The sequence below is a fragment of the Bacteroides sp. PHL 2737 genome (genome assembly GCF_004115325.2).
GTDB classification, from domain to species: Bacteria; Bacteroidota; Bacteroidia; order Bacteroidales; family Bacteroidaceae; genus Bacteroides; species Bacteroides hominis.
Genome location: NZ_CP040630.1, coordinates 1,952,271 through 1,974,047 on the forward strand (window position 1 = coordinate 1,952,271; position 21,777 = coordinate 1,974,047).

18 protein-coding genes are annotated in these 21,777 nt (G+C 40.9%); 14 read left to right on the forward strand and 4 right to left on the reverse strand.

The genetic code is table 11. From position 1 onward, the window contains the following. Positions 1-34: 34 nt before the first annotated feature. The 3 genes from DBK98_RS08050 to meaB all read left to right on the forward strand — a co-directional run bounded on the left by DBK98_RS08050 (position 35) and on the right by meaB (position 8,274). Entirely contained in the window at positions 35-5,815 is a 5,781-nt protein-coding gene (locus DBK98_RS08050) for an alpha-2-macroglobulin family protein (RefSeq protein WP_032537215.1), read from the forward strand. A gap of 270 nt (positions 5,816-6,085) precedes the next feature. Next, positions 6,086-7,174, forward strand: coding sequence for a DUF1573 domain-containing protein (locus tag DBK98_RS08055; RefSeq protein ID WP_005818352.1), 1,089 nt, complete (start codon positions 6,086-6,088; stop codon positions 7,172-7,174). Positions 7,175-7,182: 8 nt separating this feature from the next. After that, positions 7,183-8,274: a methylmalonyl Co-A mutase-associated GTPase MeaB gene (gene meaB, locus DBK98_RS08060; protein WP_005775499.1), complete on the forward strand. Its 1,092-nt coding sequence runs from the start codon at positions 7,183-7,185 to the stop codon at positions 8,272-8,274. 109 nt (positions 8,275-8,383) lie between these two features. On the opposite strand, the gene DBK98_RS08065 is transcribed toward meaB, so the two are convergent. Continuing rightward, positions 8,384-9,292 (reverse strand): DMT family transporter, encoded by a 909-nt coding sequence (locus DBK98_RS08065; protein ID WP_005775500.1) that lies wholly within the window; start codon positions 9,290-9,292, stop codon positions 8,384-8,386. A 91-nt stretch (positions 9,293-9,383) separates the two neighbouring features. On the opposite strand from DBK98_RS08065, the gene DBK98_RS08070 reads away from it, so the two are divergent. Genes DBK98_RS08070 through DBK98_RS08085 form a run of 4 tightly spaced genes read left to right on the forward strand, consistent with a single transcriptional unit; the run spans position 9,384 to position 13,403 of the window. Then, positions 9,384-10,211 carry an AAA family ATPase gene (locus tag DBK98_RS08070; protein WP_005810392.1) on the forward strand — a complete coding sequence of 276 codons (828 nt, stop codon included), beginning with the start codon at positions 9,384-9,386 and terminating at the stop codon, positions 10,209-10,211. Positions 10,212-10,232: 21 nt separating this feature from the next. Beyond that, a complete protein-coding gene (locus DBK98_RS08075; RefSeq protein WP_005810390.1) occupies positions 10,233-11,249 on the forward strand; it encodes a DUF4435 domain-containing protein in 1,017 nt (338 codons plus the stop codon). Next, positions 11,221-12,468: a mechanosensitive ion channel family protein gene (locus tag DBK98_RS08080; protein WP_005775502.1), complete on the forward strand. Its 1,248-nt coding sequence runs from the start codon at positions 11,221-11,223 to the stop codon at positions 12,466-12,468. The genes DBK98_RS08075 and DBK98_RS08080 overlap by 29 nt, the downstream gene beginning before the upstream one ends. Positions 12,469-12,509: 41 nt before the next feature. Beyond that, positions 12,510-13,403: an AraC family transcriptional regulator gene (locus tag DBK98_RS08085; protein WP_005775503.1), complete on the forward strand. Its 894-nt coding sequence runs from the start codon at positions 12,510-12,512 to the stop codon at positions 13,401-13,403. 301 nt (positions 13,404-13,704) lie between these two features. Here the strand turns inward: DBK98_RS08085 and DBK98_RS08090 are convergent, their stop codons facing one another. From DBK98_RS08090 to DBK98_RS23180, 3 genes are all read right to left on the reverse strand, one after another. After that, positions 13,705-14,577 (reverse strand): DUF4373 domain-containing protein, encoded by an 873-nt coding sequence (locus DBK98_RS08090; protein WP_032537213.1) that lies wholly within the window; start codon positions 14,575-14,577, stop codon positions 13,705-13,707. A gap of 141 nt (positions 14,578-14,718) precedes the next feature. Continuing rightward, entirely contained in the window at positions 14,719-15,066 is a 348-nt protein-coding gene (locus DBK98_RS08095) for an SH3 beta-barrel fold-containing protein (RefSeq protein WP_032537212.1), read from the reverse strand. Positions 15,067-15,164: 98 nt separating this feature from the next. Beyond that, positions 15,165-15,533, reverse strand: a complete 369-nt coding sequence (locus tag DBK98_RS23180; RefSeq protein ID WP_234072581.1) for a hypothetical protein — start codon at positions 15,531-15,533, stop codon at positions 15,165-15,167. Between the two features lie 578 nt (positions 15,534-16,111). Between DBK98_RS23180 and upgY the strand changes: the two genes are divergently transcribed. The 7 genes from upgY to DBK98_RS08135 all read left to right on the forward strand — a co-directional run bounded on the left by upgY (position 16,112) and on the right by DBK98_RS08135 (position 21,703). Next, entirely contained in the window at positions 16,112-16,648 is a 537-nt protein-coding gene (upgY, locus tag DBK98_RS08105; protein ID WP_005784914.1) for a capsular polysaccharide transcription antiterminator UpgY, read from the forward strand. A 19-nt stretch (positions 16,649-16,667) separates the two neighbouring features. Beyond that, positions 16,668-17,156, forward strand: coding sequence for a UpxZ family transcription anti-terminator antagonist (locus DBK98_RS08110; RefSeq protein WP_032537211.1), 489 nt, complete (start codon positions 16,668-16,670; stop codon positions 17,154-17,156). Between the two features lie 157 nt (positions 17,157-17,313). Then, positions 17,314-18,195 (forward strand): glucose-1-phosphate thymidylyltransferase RfbA, encoded by an 882-nt coding sequence (gene rfbA, locus DBK98_RS08115; RefSeq protein ID WP_032537210.1) that lies wholly within the window; start codon positions 17,314-17,316, stop codon positions 18,193-18,195. A 7-nt stretch (positions 18,196-18,202) separates the two neighbouring features. Continuing rightward, entirely contained in the window at positions 18,203-18,616 is a 414-nt protein-coding gene (locus tag DBK98_RS08120) for an FdtA/QdtA family cupin domain-containing protein (protein ID WP_032537209.1), read from the forward strand. After that, on the forward strand, positions 18,613-19,023 hold the full coding sequence (locus DBK98_RS08125; protein ID WP_032537208.1) for an FdtA/QdtA family cupin domain-containing protein: 411 nt from the start codon (positions 18,613-18,615) through the stop codon (positions 19,021-19,023). Before DBK98_RS08120 ends, DBK98_RS08125 begins: the two co-directional genes overlap by 4 nt. A gap of 17 nt (positions 19,024-19,040) precedes the next feature. Continuing rightward, a complete protein-coding gene (locus DBK98_RS08130; protein ID WP_032537207.1) occupies positions 19,041-20,141 on the forward strand; it encodes a DegT/DnrJ/EryC1/StrS aminotransferase family protein in 1,101 nt (366 codons plus the stop codon). A 50-nt stretch (positions 20,142-20,191) separates the two neighbouring features. Then, on the forward strand, positions 20,192-21,703 hold the full coding sequence (locus tag DBK98_RS08135) for an MATE family efflux transporter (RefSeq protein ID WP_032537206.1): 1,512 nt from the start codon (positions 20,192-20,194) through the stop codon (positions 21,701-21,703). The last annotated feature ends 74 nt before the right edge of the window (positions 21,704-21,777 follow it).

A 21,777-nucleotide genomic window follows, 5' to 3' on the forward strand; every position in this document is an offset into this window, starting at 1 on the left:
GTTAATTATGTATTGATACTTAAACTTTTAAGATATGAAGATTAGACTAATTTGTATTATCGTGTTACTTTCTATGGGAATGATGTCATGGACACATGCCCAATCATACGATAAGTTATGGAAGCAAGTGGAGCAGGCCCAACAGAAAAGCCTGCCCGATACTATCGTCCGGTTGACCGGTGAAATTTATAAGAAAGCTGAAATTGAGAAGAACTCTCCTCAAATGCTGAAAGCCTATGTCTGGCAGATGAGATTCAGGGAAGAGATCACTCCGGATAGTTTCTATGTGTCGTTGAACGGATTAGAGCAGTGGGTGAAAACTACAGATAAGCCACTGGACCGTGCGGTTCTGCATTCGCTTATCGGCAGTATGTATGCCGATTATGCTTCTCAAAATCGTTGGAAACTAAACCGCCGTACAGATTTGGAGGAAGTGACTCCCTCAAATGATATCCGGGAGTGGAGTAAAAATCAGTTTGTAACGAAAGTGATGTCAGAGGCAGCCGTAACGTTTCAGGATTCCTTGTTACTGCTCGATACTTCATCCCGAAGTTACATTCCTTTTGTCGAGCTGGGGGTAACAAGTGATTATTATCATCATGATATGTATCATCTCTTAGCTTCCCGTGCCATTGCTTCATTAGAGAGTTTATCCGGGTTGGGCAGTGATTCTCTGATAAATGCACGTATCGAAGGGATTTATCGACACATGATGGATTCATATCGCCGGACCGATAATCCGGACGCTCTGTTGCTTACTAACTTGGATTATCTGCAGTGGAAAAGGCGCACCGATCCCGGTTTTCGTCCTTATCATGCTCCTGAGGGTAGAATCGGGCTGACGCAAGATCCTTATCTGGGAGCATTGAATAAACTGATTGCTGAGAACCAGTCACGTGACATTTGTGCCGAGGTTTATTTACTTAAGGCCCAGGAGGCGGTGAATGCCGGCGTACCTGCTTCCGGATTGCAATTGTGTGATGAGGCCATTTCCCGCTATCCGGCTTATCACCGTATTAATGCCTTGAGAGAGCTGAAGCAGGATATCCTGAGCCCGGATTTTACAGTGCAGACGCCGTCAGCGGTTTATCCCGGTGAGGAATTCGACTTGAAAGTCAGTTTTAAGAATCTGAAGAGTTTCGCAGTTCAGTTGTATGCGATCAATTTGCCGGTTCGCCCCAATGCAGTGGAAGTACCTGATGAAACATTCTTAAAGAAACATGGGCGCTTGCTTTCGTCGGTGCATTATGTCCTTTTCCCGTCTGGTGACTATAAAATGCAAGACTCTATATTTCATATGAAAGCTCCTGAAACAGGTCTCTATGCCCTCCGTATTGTTCCGGATGCTGATGTTCGTTCTAATTCTGCGAAGTTTCTGTCTTCCACCCGCTTCAAAGTGCTGACCCGCTCTTTGCCTTCCAAGCTAAGTGAGGTAGCTGTACTCGATGAGATGAGTGGGAAGCCTATAGAGGGGGTTCTGCTTTCAGTCTTCGACCGACAGAACAAACAGCTTCTGACCGCTACCACTAATGCTGAAGGGAAAGCACAGTTTGCTTCATCAGGAGAGTACAGATACCTGACGGCTGCCAAAGGAGCCGATACGGCTATGCCGCAAATCTATTTATGGGGTGGGAATTATAACTTTACAGATGATACAAAGCCGGTTTCTGCCGTAACTTTGCTTACCGATCGTTCTCTTTACCGTCCGGGACAGACTGTCTATGTGAAAGGAATTGCCTATGAACAATACCCGGATTCTGCCCATGTGCTTGCCGGGCGAGAATATACACTGACACTTACAGATGCCAATGGGCAGGAAGTGGGTACAAAGAAGCTGCGTACCGGTGATTTCGGTTCTTTTACTGCTGAATTCGTATTACCATCCGTTTGTTTGAACGGCATTTTCAGCCTGAATACTCAAAACGGTTTCCGTACCATTAGGGTGGAAGATTATAAACGTCCTACATTTGACATTACATTTGAGCCGGTGACTGAAAGTTATCGTTTAGGGGACCGTGTCGAATTGAAAGGGAATGTCAAGACTTTCAGCGGTGTGCCTTTACAGGATATTCCGGTTACTTATACCATAACCCGCTCCCTTTGTTCCTGGCGGATGTGGGGAGTGAATCCTGTCATACTGGCTTCTGATACCTTGCGTCTGGGGGCAGATGGAAATTTTGAGCTTCCTGTTGACCTGAAACCCGATACTTCAGGCTCCGACCTTGACGGTGGTGATGGTACTTCTTCCTATTATGACTATAAAGTACAGGTTTCGGTCACGAATGTTGCGGGCGAAACGCAGACTTCGGAAATCAGCCTGCGGGCCGGAAAGACTTCCTTGCTGCTATTTGCCGATATAAACGGACTTATCTGTAAAGACGATTCCATAAAAGCTACTTTTCAGGTAAATAATCTGGAACGTAAACCGGTTGCCGTCGAAGGCAGTTACCAATTGTTCTCTATTTCAGGTTATGAGGAATCCAAAGCTGTGAAAGATCAGAAGGTTTCTGCTCAGGCAATCCTTTCAGGTTCGTTCAGATCCAATGAAGAGACGTTATTGTCCGACTGGAAAACACTACCTTCCGGTGCTTATAAACTTGTAGCTTCTGTGACGGATGCCCAGGGACGTAAATCAGAAACGGAAAAGGTTGTGATCCTTTTCGCTTTGAATGATAAACGTCCACCGGTGTCCATGCCTTTATGGTATTATGAGGTAAATACCCGGTTTGATGCAGAACATCCTGCACTATTCTACTTTGGAACTTCCGAAAAGGATGCTTATGTACTTATGGATGTATTCAGTGGTAACAAGCATCTGGAGAGCAAACTTCTTCATTTGTCCGATTCGCTTGTCCGTTTTGAGTACCCTTATCGGGAGGCTTATGGAAATGGTTTGGGCATTACTTTTGCATTTGTTCGTAAAGGAATAGTTTACGAACAGGAAGTAAGTCTGACAAAGCGTTTGCCCGATTATACTTTGAATATACGCTGGGATGTATTCCGTGATAAATTACGTCCCGGACAGGAAGAGGAATGGAAGCTGACGATCCGGAATCCACAAGGATCACCGGTTTTGGCCGAGATGTTGGCTACCATGTACGATGCTTCACTGGATAAAATCTGGAAAGCTGACCAGTCTCTGCAGCTATATTATCATCTTTCCGTTCCTGTTTCCCATTGGAGGAGGGACTATGCAGATTCGAACTATTTTTATTTTGGTTTCCGTCAGCGTAGTTTGAAAGTACCTTCGTTCAGTTACGATCATTTTGTATTACCTCCTGTCGGATATGCTGTTGCCGAAGTGTTGTCGATAACCAATGACGCCGCTCCGGTTACCCGCTATGCTCGTATGCGTGGAATGGGAGCTATGAAACAACAAATGAAAAGCGAGGCCGCAGACGATGTCCTTTTTGAATCCGAGTTGATTTCTGTTTCACAAGATGCGGGGGCTGTAAATCAGGCAGACCATCCGGCTGTGAATGAGGCTGCAGATATAGAGTTACGTACCAACTTTGCTGAAACAGCTTTTTTCTATCCGCAACTTCATACCAATGCTCAGGGTGAGGTCAGCTTCTCTTTCCGTATGCCGCAAAGCCTTACGACCTGGAATTTCCGTGGTTATGCCCACACACAGAATATGATGACGGGTCAGATAAATGCTACTGCTGTTACCAGTAAAGAGTTTATGCTTACCCCAAATCTGCCGCGGTTTGTCCGGGTGGGAGACCATACTTCCATCGCTGCTTCTGTTAGCAATCTGACAGGTAAAAGCATGTCGGGTACAGTGAAACTTGTGCTTTTCAATCCTATGACGGATCAGGTGATATCTACCCAGCAAAAGAAATTTAATGCCGGGCCCGGACAGACTGTCGGGGTGGATTTCCTGTTTACGGTTACTGATAAATATGAAGTTCTGGGGTGCCGGATGATAGCCGAAGGAGGCAATTTCAGCGATGGTGAACAACACCTGCTTCCGGTTCTCAGCAATAAAGAGAATCTGACAGAGACCTTGCCTATGCCTGTCCGTGGTGAACAAACGCGTACTTTCTCTTTAGCAGACCTTTTCAATCATCATAGCAAGACTGCAACCAACCGGCGTTTAACCGTTGAGTTTACTGCCAATCCGGCTTGGTATGCCGTACAAGCATTGCCAGCGTTGTCGCAACCCAGAAATGATGATGCCATTTCATGGGCTACTTCCTGGTATGCCAACACAATGGCCTCTTACATAATGAATGCCCAACCACGTATTCGAGCTATTTTTGACAGTTGGAAACTCGGGGGAGGCACCAAAGAAACTTTCCTGAGTAATTTGCAAAAGAATCAGGAAGTGAAGAATATCCTTCTTTCCGAATCTCCCTGGGTGATGGAAGCTACCTCGGAAAGCGAACAAAAAGAACGCATTGCCACTCTATTCGATTTGAATAATATCCGTAATAATAATGCAGCAGCCTTACTGAAACTACAGGAACTCCAATTACCTGATGGTTCGTGGAGTTGGTATAAAGGAATGAACGGTAGTCTTTTTGTTACCGATTTTATTGTGGAGCAGAATGCACGTATAGCCCTGCTTACAGGAAAACCATTGGAAGGCGCAGCCTTGAATATGCAACGGTCGGCTTTCAACTATCTTCATAAAGAGGCCTTACAGGAATATCGTTCTATTCGTGAAGCCGAAAAAAACGGCAGTAAATCACAAGGAATTTCACGAAGTGCATTAAAGTATCTCTATCTGATTGCTATTTCTGACGAAAAAGTGCCGGCATCCATGAAAGAAGCATATACCTATTTCCTTTCGAGAGTAGCTCCGTCATTGTCTCAGCAGTCTGTAACCGAAAAAGCTTGGTCGGCCATTATCTTGCAGAAAGTAGGCAAGGTGAAAGAGGCTCAGGAGTTTATGGCATCCCTTAAAGAATATCTCACTCGGACAGATGACCAGGGAATGTTTTTTGATACAGCCGACAGTCCATATACTTGGAATAACCTGAAAGTACCTGCCCATGTGGATGTAATGGAAGCTTTTGAACGAGTGGGAGAGGATGCACAGGTTGTTGAAGAAATGAAAATGTGGCTTTTAAAGCAGAAACAGACCCAGCAATGGGATTCTCCGGTGGCTACTGCAGATGCTGTTTATGCTCTGCTTTACAATGGAACTAATTTACTGGATAATCAAGGAGATGTCCGTATTGTTCTTGGCAATGAAGTGTTGGAAACGATAAGTCCTGCTAAGACGACTGTTCCGGGGTTAGGTTATATCAAAAAGACTTTTACGGACAGAAAGACCGTAGATGCCGCTGAGATTATTGTTGAAAAACGAGATCCGGGTATTGCCTGGGGAGGAGTATATGCACAGTTCGAAGAGAGTCTTGATAAAGTAGTTCGCCAAGGGAGCGGTCTGGATGTAGATAAGAAATTATATGTGGAAACGATTGCTCATAACAATCGTCAGTTGCAACCGATTATTGGTAAAACTCAGTTAAAGGTTGGTGATAAAGTGGTAGTCCGTCTGACTGTCCGTCTTGATCGTACGATGGATTTTATACAGTTGAAAGACCAGCGGGCTGCCTGTCTCGAACCAATTAAAGTCCTGTCGGGATATCGCAATGTTGGTGATGTCGGTTGTTATGTAGCAGTAAAAGATGCTTCAACTGATTTCTTTTTCGATACCTTAAATAAAGGAACTTATGTTTTAGAGTATAGTTACCGTGTCGATCGTGCAGGAAGTTACGAAACAGGAATTGCTACTATTCAGAGTGCATATGCACCCGAATATGCAGCCCACTCAGCTTCGTTTCGCTGTAACATATTTCAATAAATAAAATTAAATATTTTCAGGAGGGTGTGTCGCAATTTTTTTCACCACGGAGTAACACAGAGTATCATAGAGTCTTTTTATTGATAATCAACAACCTAAAATCGTCTCTGTGTTACTCTGTGTCCTCTGTGGTGAGTTTTGATGCAGCCCCTGTTTTTTTGAGTAAAGCCACTATGTCCTGTGCTTAAAAATATGTAATCAGTGGCAGATTCTCGACGAAAACTCCTATTTTTGTACTTTAAACAACTAACAATAATAAAATAGGAACGAATGAAACGTAGTTTACTCTTCATATTTACTTTACTTACTATTACTTTATCGGCTGTAGCTCAACCTCGTATCTCTTCTAATAAGGAGACCCATCATTTCGGACAGATTGAATGGAAGCGTCCGGTTTCTGTAGAGTATACTATTACCAATACTGGTGATAAACCTTTGGTACTGACTAATGTTACTACCTCTTGTGCCTGTTCGGTTGCTAACTGGACGAAAACTCCGATTGCTCCCGGAGAAAAAGGAACGGTTAGTGCTACGTTTGATGCAAAAGCGTTGGGGCATTTCAATAAATCGATCGGCATTTACAGCAATGCGCAGCCTGGTTTGGTTTATCTGAACTTCGATGGAGAGGTGGTTCAGGAGATCAAGGATTTTACTAAAACCCATCCCTATGCAATCGGACAAATCCGGATTGACCGTACAGATATAGATTTTCCTGATGTACACAGCGGAGAAAAACCGGTCATTACGTTGGGGGTAGTCAATCTTTCCGATCGTCCATACGAACCTGTATTGATGCACCTTCCGCCTTATCTGAAAATGGAAACTAATCCTACCGTCCTTTTGAAAGGTAAGAAAGGAACCATTACCCTGATACTTGATACCAAACAACTGATGGATTTAGGTTTGACTCAGTCTTCTGTTTATCTGGCTCGCTTTGCCGGTGATAAAGTGAGTGAGGAAAATGAAATCCCCGTGTCAGCAATACTTCTTCCTGACTTTTCAGGAATGACCGAGCAAGATAAAGCTTTAGCTCCTGCTATTCGTCTGTCCGAATCCAAGATTGATTTAAGCCGGGTTTTGGTTAAGAAAAACAAAGCCCGACATGACATTGTTATCACTAACACAGGTAAGTCTCCTTTGCAGATCAGTAAACTGCAAGTATTCAATCCTGCGGTAGGTGTTGCTTTGAAGAAAACTATACTGCAGCCGGGCGAAAGTACCCGCCTGAGAGTGACTGTCTTGAAAAAGAACCTTGGAAAGAAGAAGAGACACTTGCGAATTCTGATGATCACCAATGATCCGGTACAGCCGAAAGTGGAGATCGATGTAAAAGCTACGAGTAACGAATCACATAATTAATATCTGCCATGGAACATCCTGAAAATAACGAAGCATATAAAGGTTTGGTTGTGAATGCAGGCATTGAACAACCGTCATCTGTAAATCCCTATCTGAAGCGAAAAGTAAAAAAACGCCAGTTGTCGGTTAATGAGTTTGTGGAGGGCATTGTCAAAGGGGATGTGACGATTCTGAGCCAGGCTGTAACTTTAGTGGAAAGTGTGCGTCCCGAACATCAGGCTACCGCACAGGAGGTCATTGAAAGATGTCTGCCTTATTCCGGTAATTCGATTCGTGTAGGTATCAGTGGTGTGCCGGGAGCCGGTAAAAGTACTTCGATTGATGTCTTTGGATTACACGTTCTTGAAAAAGGAGGTAAGTTAGCTGTTTTAGCTATTGATCCGAGTAGTGAACGCAGCAAAGGAAGTATTTTGGGTGATAAAACCCGTATGGAGCAGCTTTCTGTACATCCTAAATCATTTATACGCCCCAGTCCCTCTGCCGGTTCGTTGGGAGGAGTGGCCCGTAAGACTCGTGAAACGATTATTCTATGTGAAGCTGCAGGGTTCGATAAGATCTTTGTGGAGACTGTAGGAGTGGGACAAAGTGAGACGGCAGTTCATTCAATGGTCGATTTTTTCCTGTTGATTCAGTTGGCCGGTACGGGAGATGAACTACAGGGCATTAAAAGAGGGATTATGGAGATGGCTGACGGTATTGTGATAAATAAAGCTGATGGCAATAACATTGACAAAGCCAAGTTGGCGGCTGCGCAATTCCGTAATGCTTTACATCTTTTCCCGGCTCCGGATTCCGGATGGACACCGCGTGTACTTACTTATTCGGGATTCTATAATCTTGGAGTAAAGGAAATATGGGATATGGTGTACGAGTACATCGATTTTGTGAAAGGTAATGGCTATTTTGAATATCGTCGTAACGAACAAAGCAAATACTGGATGTATGAGAGCATCAATGAACAGTTACGTGACAGCTTTTATCACAATGCCAAGATTGAATCGATGTTGCAAGAAAAGGAGCAACAGGTGCTCAAGGGAAATCTCACCTCTTTTGTTGCTGCCAAGAGCTTACTCGATACTTATTTCGAAGATCTGAAATAACGATGAAGAGGTGTCAAAATTCGTATTCACCACAGATTACACAGATAATTATTATTGGTTGTCAGTAGATTAAAATCATTTTGTGTAAATCTGTGTAATCTGTGGTGAGTTATGACACACCTTCCAAATCTGCCTTCGATTTACTTTGAGTCACAAAGTAGACTCCAAGAAATACCAATGCAATCGCAACTCCTTTTTCCCAGCCGAAGCTTCCGATTCCCATTAAGATCGCCGCTATGGAAGCAACAATGGGTTGCACATAGTTATACATACTTACTACTGTAGGGCGCATCAGTTTTTGTGCAGTCATGATGCAGATGTAAGCAATGAAGCTTCCGCATAGTACCACATAAAGTACCTGATAAATGGCAGCGGTCGAAATACTGTTCCACTCGATGCCCGCTATATCCTGGTAAGAAAAAGGAATATAGCATATAGATGCATAAATAAACATCCACTTATTAATTGTGATGGCCGAATAGCGTTGGGATAATCCTTTGAATACGGTCAGGTAGATAGAGAAGCTGAGTTGGGCGATCATACAAAGTAAGTCTCCCCAGATGCTTCCTCCTCCTGCGCTTGTCGCCTGACTGCTTAAAATCAAGATCAATGCTCCCATTGCTCCAATGAAAATTCCCAATACCTTTTTGTTTGTAACCGGTTCTTTCAGATAGATAGCTGCCACAATCATGGTGATGATAGGTGAAGTCGTTGTTACGATAGATGCGTCTATCGGAGAAGTGAGAGACAGGCCGAATATAAATATTCCCTGATTGAAAACAAGGGCGAACAGAGAAGCGAAGAAAATTTTCAGCATGTCACGGTGTCCTACCTGCTCTTGTTTACAGAAAGCGGAAAGTATCCAGAAAGCTGCCGCCGCCCCTACCATGCGAAAGGTGGTTACCGAAAGTGCCGAAAACTCTGTCAATGCCGATTTGCCGATAGGGGACATTAATCCCCACATCACGTTGGCCGTAAATGCCAGTGCATGTCCTTTCAGATTCTTATCAATCTCCATACCGAATGTTACCTTTATTGAAAACTGATGCAAAAGTAACTAATTTATCGTTTGAATTTTCTATATTTGTTTAATTTAAATGCAACCATTTATGGAACTATCAGCCAATTATATCAAACGAATTGAAATAAACGGATTATGGGACCGGTTCAACATAGTCTGGGACCTTCGTCCGGATGTCAATATACTATCCGGTATCAATGGAGTAGGAAAAACTACTATCCTGAATCGATCGGTCGGTTATCTTGAACAGTTATCAGGCGAAGTAAAGAGTGATGAAAAAAACGGGGTACGTGTCTTTTTTGATAATCCGGAAGCTACTTACATTCCGTATGACGTGATCCGCAGTTACGATCGTCCGCTTATTATGGGAGACTTCACAGCCCGTATGGCAGATAAGAATGTGAAATCCGAGCTCGACTGGCAACTTTACCTGTTACAACGCCGCTACCTTGACTACCAGGTCAATATCGGCAATAAGATGATCGATCTGCTGAGTAGTAATAACGAAGAAGAGCGCGGCAAAGCAGCTACTCTTTCAGTAGCCAAGCGCCGTTTTCAAGACATGGTCGATGAACTGTTCAGCTATACCCGTAAAAAAATAGACCGTAAACGCAATGATATTGCTTTTTATCAGGATGGTGAACTTCTGTTTCCTTATAAGCTCTCTTCCGGTGAGAAACAGATGTTGGTGATCCTGCTTACCGTACTTGTACAGGACAATGCCCATTGCGTTTTGTTTATGGACGAACCCGAAGCTTCATTGCACATCGAATGGCAGCAAAGATTGATTGCGATGATCCGTGAACTGAATCCGAATGTACAGATTATACTTACCACTCATTCGCCTGCAGTCATCATGGAGGGATGGCTCGATGCAGTAACCGAAGTCAGTGATATTGCAACCAGTTATAAATAGCATTTAACCAAAACACGACCTATGGCAATTAGTCTTAAAGATAATCTGACCTCTTCCTACTTCAGTGCAGCCCATAAGCTGTACTCTAAAAAGGCACGCCGCCGAATCGTTGCTTATGTTGAGAGTTATGATGATGTAGCTTTCTGGCGTACCCTGCTTGAAGAGTTTGAGGACGAAGAACATTATTTTCAAGTGATGCTTCCTTCCGCTACATCGTTGGCCAAAGGCAAGAAGATGGTGTTGATGAATACTCTCAATACCGCTGAGCTCGGGAAAAGCCTGATTGCTTGCGTAGATAGCGACTATGACTTTCTGTTGCAGGGAGCTACCTCCACCTCGCGTAAGATTAACCGTAACAAATATATTTTTCAAACCTATGCCTATGCCATTGAGAACTATCATTGTTACGCCGACAGCCTGCATGAGGTTTGTGTACAGGCAACTTTGAATGACCGTCACCTCATTGATTTCAACGAGTTTATGAAGCGATACTCCCGGATCGTTTATCCGCTTTTCCTATGGTCTGTCTGGTTTTATCGCCGCCATGATACTTATACGTTTTCCATGAGTGAGTTTAATGGCTGTGTTCGCTTGCACGATGTTAGCCTGAGACATCCGGAACGTTCTCTGGAAGTGGTGAGACGTTCGGTTACAGCTAAGTTGTCCGAATTGTCTACACGCTTTCCGCAGGGGCTCGAAGAGATTGACAGATTATCGGCCGAACTTGAAAGGCTCGGAGTACTTCCTGATACTACTTATTTGTTTGTTCAAGGGCATCATATTATGGATAATGTAGTGATGAAAGTGCTGACTCCCGTCTGTACGGCTTTAAGGCGCGAGCGTGAACAGGAAATCAAGAAGTTGGCAGAACACAATGAACAATTTCATAACGAACTGACTTGTTATCAGAACAGTCAGGTGAATGTGGAAGTAATGCTCCGCAAAAACAGTGCATACAAAGATTTATACCTCTATCAATGGTTGAAAGAAGATATTAAAGAGTTTTTATATGGAACAAATAACCGAAAAGATAAATAACTTATTCGTTTCCTGGGGATTTAACAGCAATGAAGTAGGTCCTATTATAACACTGATACTGATTATCGGTGTTGCCTTTCTGGCTGACCTTATTTGCCGTCATATCCTTTTGAAAGTGGTTGCTAAATTAGTGAAAAAGACCAAGGCAACCTGGGATGATATTGTATTCGATCGTAAAGTACTGATTTATCTCAGTCATCTTGTCCCCCCCATCATTATTTATGTGTTGATTCCTTTGGCAATTCCAAATGTAAGTGCCCTCGATTTTATTCGTCGTATCTGCATGATTTATATCATTGCGGTTTTTCTACGTTTTATCAGCGCATTTCTATCGGCTGTTTATCATGTATACAGTGAGCGAGAGCAGTTTCGTGATCGACCATTGAAAGGTTTGTTGCAAACAGCACAAGTGATACTATTTTTCATTGGAGGAATTGTTGTTATCAGTGTATTGATAGATAAATCTCCGATGGTGCTGCTCACCGGGCTTGGTGCTTCGGCTGCCATCCTGATGTTGGTGTTTAAAGACAGTATCATGGGATTTGTGTCCGGCATCCAACTTTCTGCAAATAATATGCTGAAAGTAGGTGACTGGATTGCTATGCCCAAATACGGAGCTGACGGTACGGTGATTGAAGTGACGCTCAATACAGTGAAGGTGCGCAATTGGGACAATACCATCACTACCATTCCTCCCTATCTGCTGGTCAGTGATTCTTTTCAGAATTGGCGGGGTATGCAGGAGTCCGGTGGGCGGCGTGTGAAGCGTTCTATCAATATCGATATGAACAGTGTCAGATTCTGTACCCCCGAAATGCTGGCTAAATATAAGAAAATCCAATTGTTGACCGATTATGTGGAGCAGACCGAGAAGGTGGTGAAAGAGTATAATAAAGAACATCACATAGACAACTCTATTTTGGTCAATGGGCGACGCCAGACCAATCTTGGCGTGTTTCGCGCCTATTTGACGAACTACCTGAGAAGTCTTCCCGACGTGAATAAAAATCTCACTTGCATGGTACGCTATCTTCAGCCCACCGAACAAGGTATTCCGGTTGAACTTTACTTTTTTTCTGCTGTGAAAGAGTGGGTACCTTACGAAGGAATCCAGGCCGATGTATTCGATCATCTGCTTGCCATTATTCCGGAATTCGGATTACGTGTATTCCAGAATCCTACGGGAGAAGATTTTAGGGAGTGGAGTAGAAGAAATTAAAAAAGTGTATTATATTTGTAGCTAATAATACTATATTAGCTATGAATGCACTACAAAGCAACATTATCCGGGAGATCACTCCGTTGTCTGACAAGGATTGTTTTTATATTGCCGAACGGTATAAAACGGAGTTTACCTATCCCATTCACAACCATGCCGAGTTTGAGCTGAACTTTACGGAGAAAGCCGCCGGAGTACGTCGCATTGTCGGCGATTCGGCAGAAGTGATCAGTGATTATGATTTGGTTCTGATTACTGGAAAAGACCTGGAACATGTATGGGAGCAGCACGATTGCCATTCAAAAGAGATCCGTGAAATAACGATCCAGTTTTCCTCCGATCTCTTTTTTAAAAGCTTTATCAATAAGAATCAGTTCGATTCCATTCGTGATATGCTTGAGAAAGCTCAGAAAGGTCTTTGTTTTCCGATGTCGGCCATCCTTAAAATCTATCCTCTGCTCGATACCTTGGCATCCGAGAAACAGGGGTTTTATGCTGTTATCAAATTCCTGACTATCCTTTACGAACTGTCACTTTTCAACGAAGAGGCTCGTACGTTGTCAAGTTCTTCTTTTGCTAAAATCGGCATTCATTCGGATAGTCGTCGCGTACAGAAGGTGCAGGAATATATTAATGCCCATTATCAGGAAGAGATCCGCCTGAATCAGCTGGCCGATATGGTAGGAATGACTCCGGTATCTTTCAGTCGCTTCTTTAAATTGCGTACCGGTAAAAATCTTTCGGACTATATCATTGATATTCGTTTGGGGTTTGCTGCCCGCCTGCTGGTTGATTCTACTATGTCTATTGCTGAAATCTGTTATGAATGCGGGTTTAATAATCTTTCTAATTTCAATCGGATTTTCAAGAAGAAGAAAGAATGTTCACCCAAAGAGTTTCGTGAAAACTACAGGAAGAAAAAGAAACTGGTATAATTTTATGTGAGAATACTTACCCTCAATTAACATTGTTAACGCCATTTCTCCGTTATTTTATTCTTATGTGCAAATAACAAGCCTTTTGCATTTAAAACACTTGCTATTTGCATTTAAAGAACAAGCTTTAACGTAGCGTTAAAACAAAGCTTTGGGCGAGAGAAATCTTGTGCTTTAAAAACACTGTGTTTTAGTTTGTTAAGCACACTCTTTACTTCTTTGTTTCACTGAATCCCTTTTGGGATAAAAGCCTGTATACTTGTTTTTTCGTCAACTACAAATCGGGGACTGACACTCTCTGCTATCTTCTTTTCGCCTTGTTTAGCGCCGCTATCAGGTATCTTCCTTTGGCTCCGATATCGCTCCAGCAAGTGTTTGCAATCAGTTTCCATACCGTCGTTCCCTTCCTTCCATAGTCCGACAGCCTGAGTATGGAGTTTACTTCCCCGGTGTCGGTAACGCTCAATCTCTTTAGCGTGTCCATCAGTCCCGAGTAATTGTGCGTCATTGTATTGAAGGCGTATCCCGGTATCTGTAGATAAGCAGAATCCTCCTTCCGCTCTTCCCCCTCCCCTTCAGGGGGAGCTGAGGGGGGGAATTCTTTACTTTCCTCTGCTTTACTTTCCTTTACTTTACTTTGTCCGGAATCGCATGCATTTTTTGCGTCAACGGCTACATGATGTACTACGTTTTTCGGGTTAACAGGTGTTTTTTCCTCTTTGAACAGCTCTGGTTGCTGAGTTTCCTGTGGCGTAGAAGGAGCATCGGGTTTTCCGTTTTCCTTTTCCGGTTTTACTATCAGATAGGGGAGCTCCGACAGTTCTCTTTTCCTTCGCTTCGTAGCTTCCAGCCATACCTTTTGTATGCTTTCCGAAGTCAGTATTCCGTTTTCCCGATAACTGTTTTCGTCCAGTATTCCTTTGATGAACAGAATCTTGATGATTCCCTTCACCTCTTCTGCTTGCACCTCTCTTCCTGCCTTGTTTGCGAAAATCAGGCACTGTTCTTCATCCCACCGTATGTAGTATCCCTCCTTGTAAATCTTGCACATCAGTTTCAGCACAATTGCCGACCCTTTTATTCCATATTTTACTTCTATCACTTCCATTGCGTTCTCTTCCATGAAGTTTACGCCTATCGGGAAATAGTTGATCCCGTCGTATGTTGTCGCCATATTGTTTTTTAGATTAGTTGTTTGTACTTTCAATAAGATATTTACCACAAATTACACCGGATTCCCAAAGACGTTTTCTCCTGATTCCTCAAAATAGAAATAATTCATTTGTGAAAATCTGTGTAATCTGTGGTGCCTCCCCTATACGATCGGTCTCCACTCCATGAAATTCTCCACTTGAAACGTCGTCCACCGCCGTTCGTCCACATTCCAGTACACCACCGCCCCCTCTACTTCTGTGGGATCATATTCCCTATGGAACTCCGCTTCGTAATAAATCAGTGTTGCTTTCGCCAGTTGGAAACTCCCGTTCTGTTTTCGGTAAGCCACTGCCGCATGTCCATATTGCATGTGATCCAATAACGCTTCCAGGCGTTCCGCCATCCATTCTGCGCACGACTCGGTGTATCCTTTTTCGAAGACGATACGTCTTTTCCATTTTAGTCTCATGGCTTCACTTTGTGATGCCGGCCTTTTTTTTCGTTTCATACATATACGATTTTAAAGTTTATAAATTGTTTACGGCCCGAAGGTAGAGTGTTTGCCGATTAAGTTGGAGTATAATAATTCATGATATGTTTTCTTGTCTATTTTATGCCAATGGATTTATCTTGTAGCGTTTCGTTCCAGATGGTGTTTATTTCCTTTAGAATGGTGCTGAGCTTCAATGGAATGAATATTCCGTTTCGAATATTCCCTAATAGTTTTTTGTCATTTATATATCGGGCTAATGCAATTTGTGATGTCTCCTTTTTTATACCCATTGCTCCATTTTGATAGAGTGTGATTAGTAGCTTTAAGCATTCGTAGTGTTTCAAAACAATCCCTTGTATAGGTTTCTCCTTTTTTCGTCCCCTGTTTGACTTAAGACTTTTATTGTCAGATGTTTGCTTGTTGTCTGTCTTGTTTTTTTGATTTCCTTTTTTTTCTTCTTGTTGTTTGTTTTCGTAGTTCATACTCTTTTTAATTTTAGTGATTTTTATTTGTGTAAAATATGGCAAAGGTATGGACGAAAAATTTAGTAAACTTGCAAATACAGGATAAATTGTGGAATTTGATTTCTTTTTGTCGGTAAATTGATGATTTATAATGCGATAGTTTGGCAGAGGAGGGATGTTTCAAAAAACGTTCGTCTGATTGAACACTGTTTTTGTATTCATTTATTCATTATCGAGAAATAAAATCAGACAGATAAAAAAAAGATTTTTATTCAGAAGTATCTGTTTGGCAATTAATACATTAAAGCAGAAAGCCAAGAGTGTAAATCATTTTTTTTATTAAACATTTTGCTATTATGAAAATACCCCTTATCTTTGCGTTCAAATAAACGAACGTTTAAAAACACGTTTTTTTAGTGTAATTCGTTCGTTTATAGTTTCTTACCAGATAGGTAATGAGTAGCTGCAAGAAACCGTGGCAAGAGAGTACAAAGCTTGCCGTATATTACATAAAGTACTCGCAAGTGATTGAATTTCAGGTATGTGCAAGAAGTTCAAAGCCCCGGGAGAATGTCCTTTTCTGAAATAATCGAATAATGGAAGTGGAGAAAGAGACCGAAATATGGTTCGCTATGCGTGCCACATACCGTCGTGAGACTGACGCTATGCGGTTGCTTGCGAAAGAGAACTTGGGCTGTTTTGTCCCCATGCAATACAAGATAAGTATAAAGAAAGGAAAAAAAGTCCGTGTCTTGGTTCCTATCATTCACAATCTGATTTTTATTCACGCTTGTCCTTCCGAAGTGAAGCGTGTCAAGTCTATGGTTGCTTATTTGCAATATATCACCGATACCCGTAGCGGCAAGAAGATAATTATCCCCGACAATGAAATGCAGCGTTTCATCGCTGTAGCCGGCACCTACAGTGACCATCTCCTATACTTTCAACCCGATGAACTCAACCTGTCCAAAGGCACCAAAGTCCGTATCACGGGTGGTGACTTCGAGGGTCAGGAAGGTGTTTTCCTGAAAGTGAAAGGCGCCCGGGATCGTCGCGTGGTCATTGCTATACAAGGTGTCATAGCAGTTGCCATGGCCACCATTCATCCTGATCTTATAGAAGTAATCAAATAATTCATAATTCAAATTTATTATGACTCTTTCCGAAGAAGTAGCTTCCCTTCAGCGTGCCGCGCACGACCTGATGTATTTGGGCATGGACGGGAGTCCCATTTACAGCGATGACTTGTCCCGCCGTAACAATGAAGTTTACCGCTTGACCACAACATTGTATAATTCCGGTATCAAAGGTTCTACGGTTGAAGAACAGGCCTCTGTCTGTCTCGCTCTCCTGATGGGTTACAATGCATCGTTCATCGACCACGGAGAAAAGCGCGAACATATTCAGGAAATATTAGATCGTTGCTGGGATATCCTCGATACTCTTCCCGCTTCGCTATTGAAGCTCCGCCTGCTTACTGCCTGCTATGGTGAGGTATTCGACGAGCCTTTGGCTGACGAAGCCCGTGCAATTATCGCTTCTTGGGATTCGGTATCACTTACTACTGAACAGCAAGAGGCTATCAACGAGTTTCAGACTGTGGTGGATAATCCTTATCCGTGGGAGTATGTTGAAGAATAAATTGGGATGAACGAAAGATAGTGATTTTTTGAGTAATCTGTAAGCACTCAATTTAGGGCTCAAAAATGATATATATCTTTGCTGCCAATCAACAAACAACTGTTATGGCTGTATGCCAATAGTTACAAATCAATCGAATTCACTTTAAGTTTTAATTATGAAAGGTATTGTTTTGGCCGGTGGTTCCGGCACTCGCTTATATCCGATCACTAAAGGGGTAAGCAAGCAGTTACTTCCGATATTTGATAAGCCGATGATCTATTATCCTATCTCTGTACTCATGTTGGCGGGGATTCGTGAAATATTGATTATCTCCACTCCTTATGATTTACCCGGCTTTCAACGTTTGCTGGGTGACGGTTCTGATTTTGGAGTTCGTTTTGAATACGCTGAGCAACCTTCTCCCGACGGCTTGGCACAGGCATTTATTATAGGAGAGGAATTTATAGGTGATGATTCTGTATGCTTAGTCTTAGGTGATAATATCTTTTACGGAGATGGATTGATTGAAATGGTTCAGGCTGCTGTGAAAAAGGCTGATTTAGAGAATAAAGCTACAGTTTTTGGTTATTGGGTGAGTGATCCAAAACGTTATGGGGTAGTTGAGTTTGATAAAGAAGGAAGTGTGTTGAGTCTTGAAGAAAAGCCATGTGATCCAAAATCAAATTATGCAGTTATAGGTCTTTACTTTTATCCTAATGTAGTTATTGAGTTAGCTAAAAGTGTTATACCCTCATCTCGTGGCGAGTTGGAGATTACTTCAATTAATCAAGAATTTTTATATAAGAAAATGTTAACAGTGCAGTTACTAGGACGTGGCTTTGCTTGGTTAGATACAGGCACACATGATTCTTTGGCAGAAGCTAGCACATTTATCGAAGTGATTGAGAAAAGACAAGGATTGAAGATTGCTTGTTTAGAGGATATAGCTTTTGGACAAAGGTGGATTACTATTGATAAATTGCGAAAACTGGCAGAAAAGATGAAGAATAATCAGTATGGGAAATATTTGTTGAAAATTATAGAAGGACTGAATTGAGTGCGGTATGGATATGCAGGATGTGAAGGTATTGGATTTACCTAAGATATTAGATAAGCGTGGTAATTTATCCATTATACAAGAAATTGAAAATATCCCTTTTAAAATAAAGCGTATATACTGGATTTATGATGTACCGGGGGGGGAAAGACGTGGTGGCCATGCTTATAAGAAAAATCAAGAATTTATAGTAGCTCTTTCTGGTAGTTTTGATGTTGTATTGGATGATGGAAATTGTGAGAAAGTTTTTTCTTTGAATCGCTCTTATTATGGAATTTATGTTCCTCAAGGTATATGGAGAAAAATGCAAAATTTCTCTACTAATGCACTGGCGTTAGTGTTATCTTCTACAAATTATGATCCAGATGATTATATTTTGGAATATATAGATTTTGTGCAAAGTAAAAAGAGTTCATTATGACGGTGTTTGATTGTTCAATAATAGAATTTCCTAAAATAGAGGATCGTTCAGGAAATATAACTCCTGTACATAGTGAAGAGAATGTGCCATTTGATATAAAACGTGTTTTTTATTCTTATGACATTCCTGGTGGAGGAGCTCGAGGAGCCCATGCTCATAAAGAATGCCATCAATGTTTAATTGCAGCAAGTGGAAGTTTTGAAGTTGTTTTAGACGACGGTGTTAATAGAAAGACAGTACTTTTAAATCGTCCATATTACGGCTTACATATTCCGCCAGGTGTTTGGGCTTCCGAACAAGGGTTTTCCTCTGGTGCAATCTGTTTAGTATTAGCTTCTCATGTATATGATGAAAATGATTATGTGAGAAATTATCAGAACTTTTTAAATTACAAAGAGATACTATAGATATAATATAATAAAATATGGAAGTAAGAGTTTGGAATTATTTAAAAGAGTATGCATCTTCTAAAGAAGAAATACTAAAGGCTGTAGAAGATGTTTTTGAATCAGGACAACTCATTCTTGGTACAAAAGGAAAACACTTTGAACAGGCGTACGCTGAATATTGTGGTGTTAGTCATGGTGTTGGTTGTGATAATGGTACTAATGCTATAAGTTTGGCATTACTTGCTGTTGGTGTGAAGCCTGGTGATGAGGTAATTACTGTGCCCAATACGGCCATTCCTACTGTTTCGGCTATAGTAACTGTCGGGGCTACGCCTGTTTTTGTAGATATCGATCCTCTTACTTATTTAATGGATGTGACAAAGGTGGAAAGTCATATTACGGAAAAGACAAAATGTATTCTTCCAGTTCATCTTTACGGGCAGTGTGTCGATATGGATGAACTCATAGCTTTGGCCCGGAAATATAAATTATCCATTATTGAAGACTGTGCGCAAGCTCAAGGTGCAGAATATAAAGGGTATAAGGCAGGTTCAATGTCTAATGCTTCTACAACCTCATTCTATCCTACGAAAATATTAGGTGCTTATGGTGATGGTGGAATGATTATTACCAATGATGCAGAGGTGGAAGGGAAATTGCGTCGTTTGCGATTTTATGGTGCAGAGAAGATGTATTATGCTATCGAACATGGTTATAATTCTCGTTTGGATGAAGTTCAAGCTGCCATCCTTTTGACAAAATTGCCTCATTTGGATCAATATATCAAACGTAGAAGAGAAATAGCGTATTTGTATAATGAATTGCTGAAAGATACTAATTTAATATTGCCAAAAGAAGCAGATTACGGTAAACATGCTTATTATTTGTATGTAGTTCGTCATTCTAATCGTGATGAAATCATGGCAGCATTAAAAGAAAATAATATATTTGTAAATATTAGTTATCCATGGCCCATTCATATCATGACAGGTTACCAGTTCCTTGGTTATAAGGAAGGTGACTTCCCTGAAACAGAATCTGCTGCAAAAGAAATATTTTCTTTGCCGATGTATCCTGCATTAACGGATGAAGAAGTTCATTACGTGTCTGATATATTACACAAAATATTAAAATAGATAAAGTGTCATTGTTTATATTTAGATAGAGATGACTTATAGTTAATGAGATGAGCGACAATAAGCGTATTGCAGTTAATACATTGATTATTTATGCTCGAATGGCTGTTACGACAATAATCAGCCTAATAGCTACAAGATATGTCTTACTTGAATTAGGACAAGCTGATTATGGATTATATAATGTTGTTGGGGGTATAGTTACGATGCTCAATGTGGTAAGTATAGGAATGTATATGACCACGCAGCGTTTTATTAATGTAGAAATGGGTAAAGGACCTAATGGAAATTTAAATAAAGTATTCAATGTTTGTATAGTTCTACATATAGGATTTGCTTTATCTATTTTTATCATAGGTCTTACTGTTGGTTTATGGTATATTTATAACGTTTTGAACGTATTGCCAGAAAAACTTTCCGATGCAGTTTTGATATATTTTATATCTACTACAGTTTCTGCTATCGGTATTATTAATATTCCATTTCAAGGATTAATGTTAGCATTTGAGAAATTTAAAAAGATGGCAATAATTGATTTGCTATCTAATTTCATGAAAGTGCCTTTAGTTATTTTACTTATGTGTTGGTCTGGTAATAAACTTCTTTTTTATGCGATCGGTGTCTGTTTTATTTCTCTTTTCTCTTTTCTTTTCTATTATAGTTATTGCTATCGAAAGTTTGGGGATATTGTGAAATGGCATCTGTCACGTGAAAAATATATTTATAAGGAAATTTTGGTTTTCAATAATTACACTTCGATTGGAACTATTGCATACCTTTCTCGTACTCAAGGTGCTTCTGTGGTTATAAATTACTTTTTTGGAATTATTGTGAATGGAGCTTTTGCTATAGTATTCCAAATCGAAAATTTCATTATGATGTTTGTTAATAATCTTGGGACTGCTTCAGATCCACAAATAACTCAATCCTATGCCTCTGGTAATTATAGAGATGCATTTTCTCTTGTTGAGAAAATTTCTAAATATAGTATGTTCATAATGCTTCTTGTAACATTTTCAATTGGTGTTGAGCTGGAATTTCTTTTAAGATTATGGCTCGGTACATTGCCGGAGGGTATTTTAGTACTTTCTCGCTGGATGTTAGTAAGTCTTTTAGTGCGGAGTATAAATAGCTCATGTGGCTCTATTATTCAAGCCTCTGGTCATGTGAAATGGTTTCAAATAATAAGTTCTGTATTATTATTGCTTGGATTACCAATATCTTGGCTTTTATATAAATGGGGGATGCCCCCCGTAACTATTATAATTACTTTTACAGTAACCGATTTTATTAGCAGAATGATATATTTATGGTTAATGCATCGAATTATCAAATTTGATGTTTTGCATTTTTCAAAAAAAGTTTTTTTACCCGTAATTAAGGTTCTGTGTCTATCAGGCTTATATCTGTATCTCTACAATTCTATTATGCTACAAACTGATTTTATGCGTGTTATGGGGATTGGCGTGTCATGTATGTTTTATGTGTGTCTATGTCTATTCGTTGGGATGAATCGTTTGGAACGGAATAGTATTTTTTTTTATATTAAGAATAAAATATGAGCATAATTTATATTTCGTTTGAGAATAAAAAAAACATTTTTAGGTAATATAAATAGATCTTCAAATAACTGCTT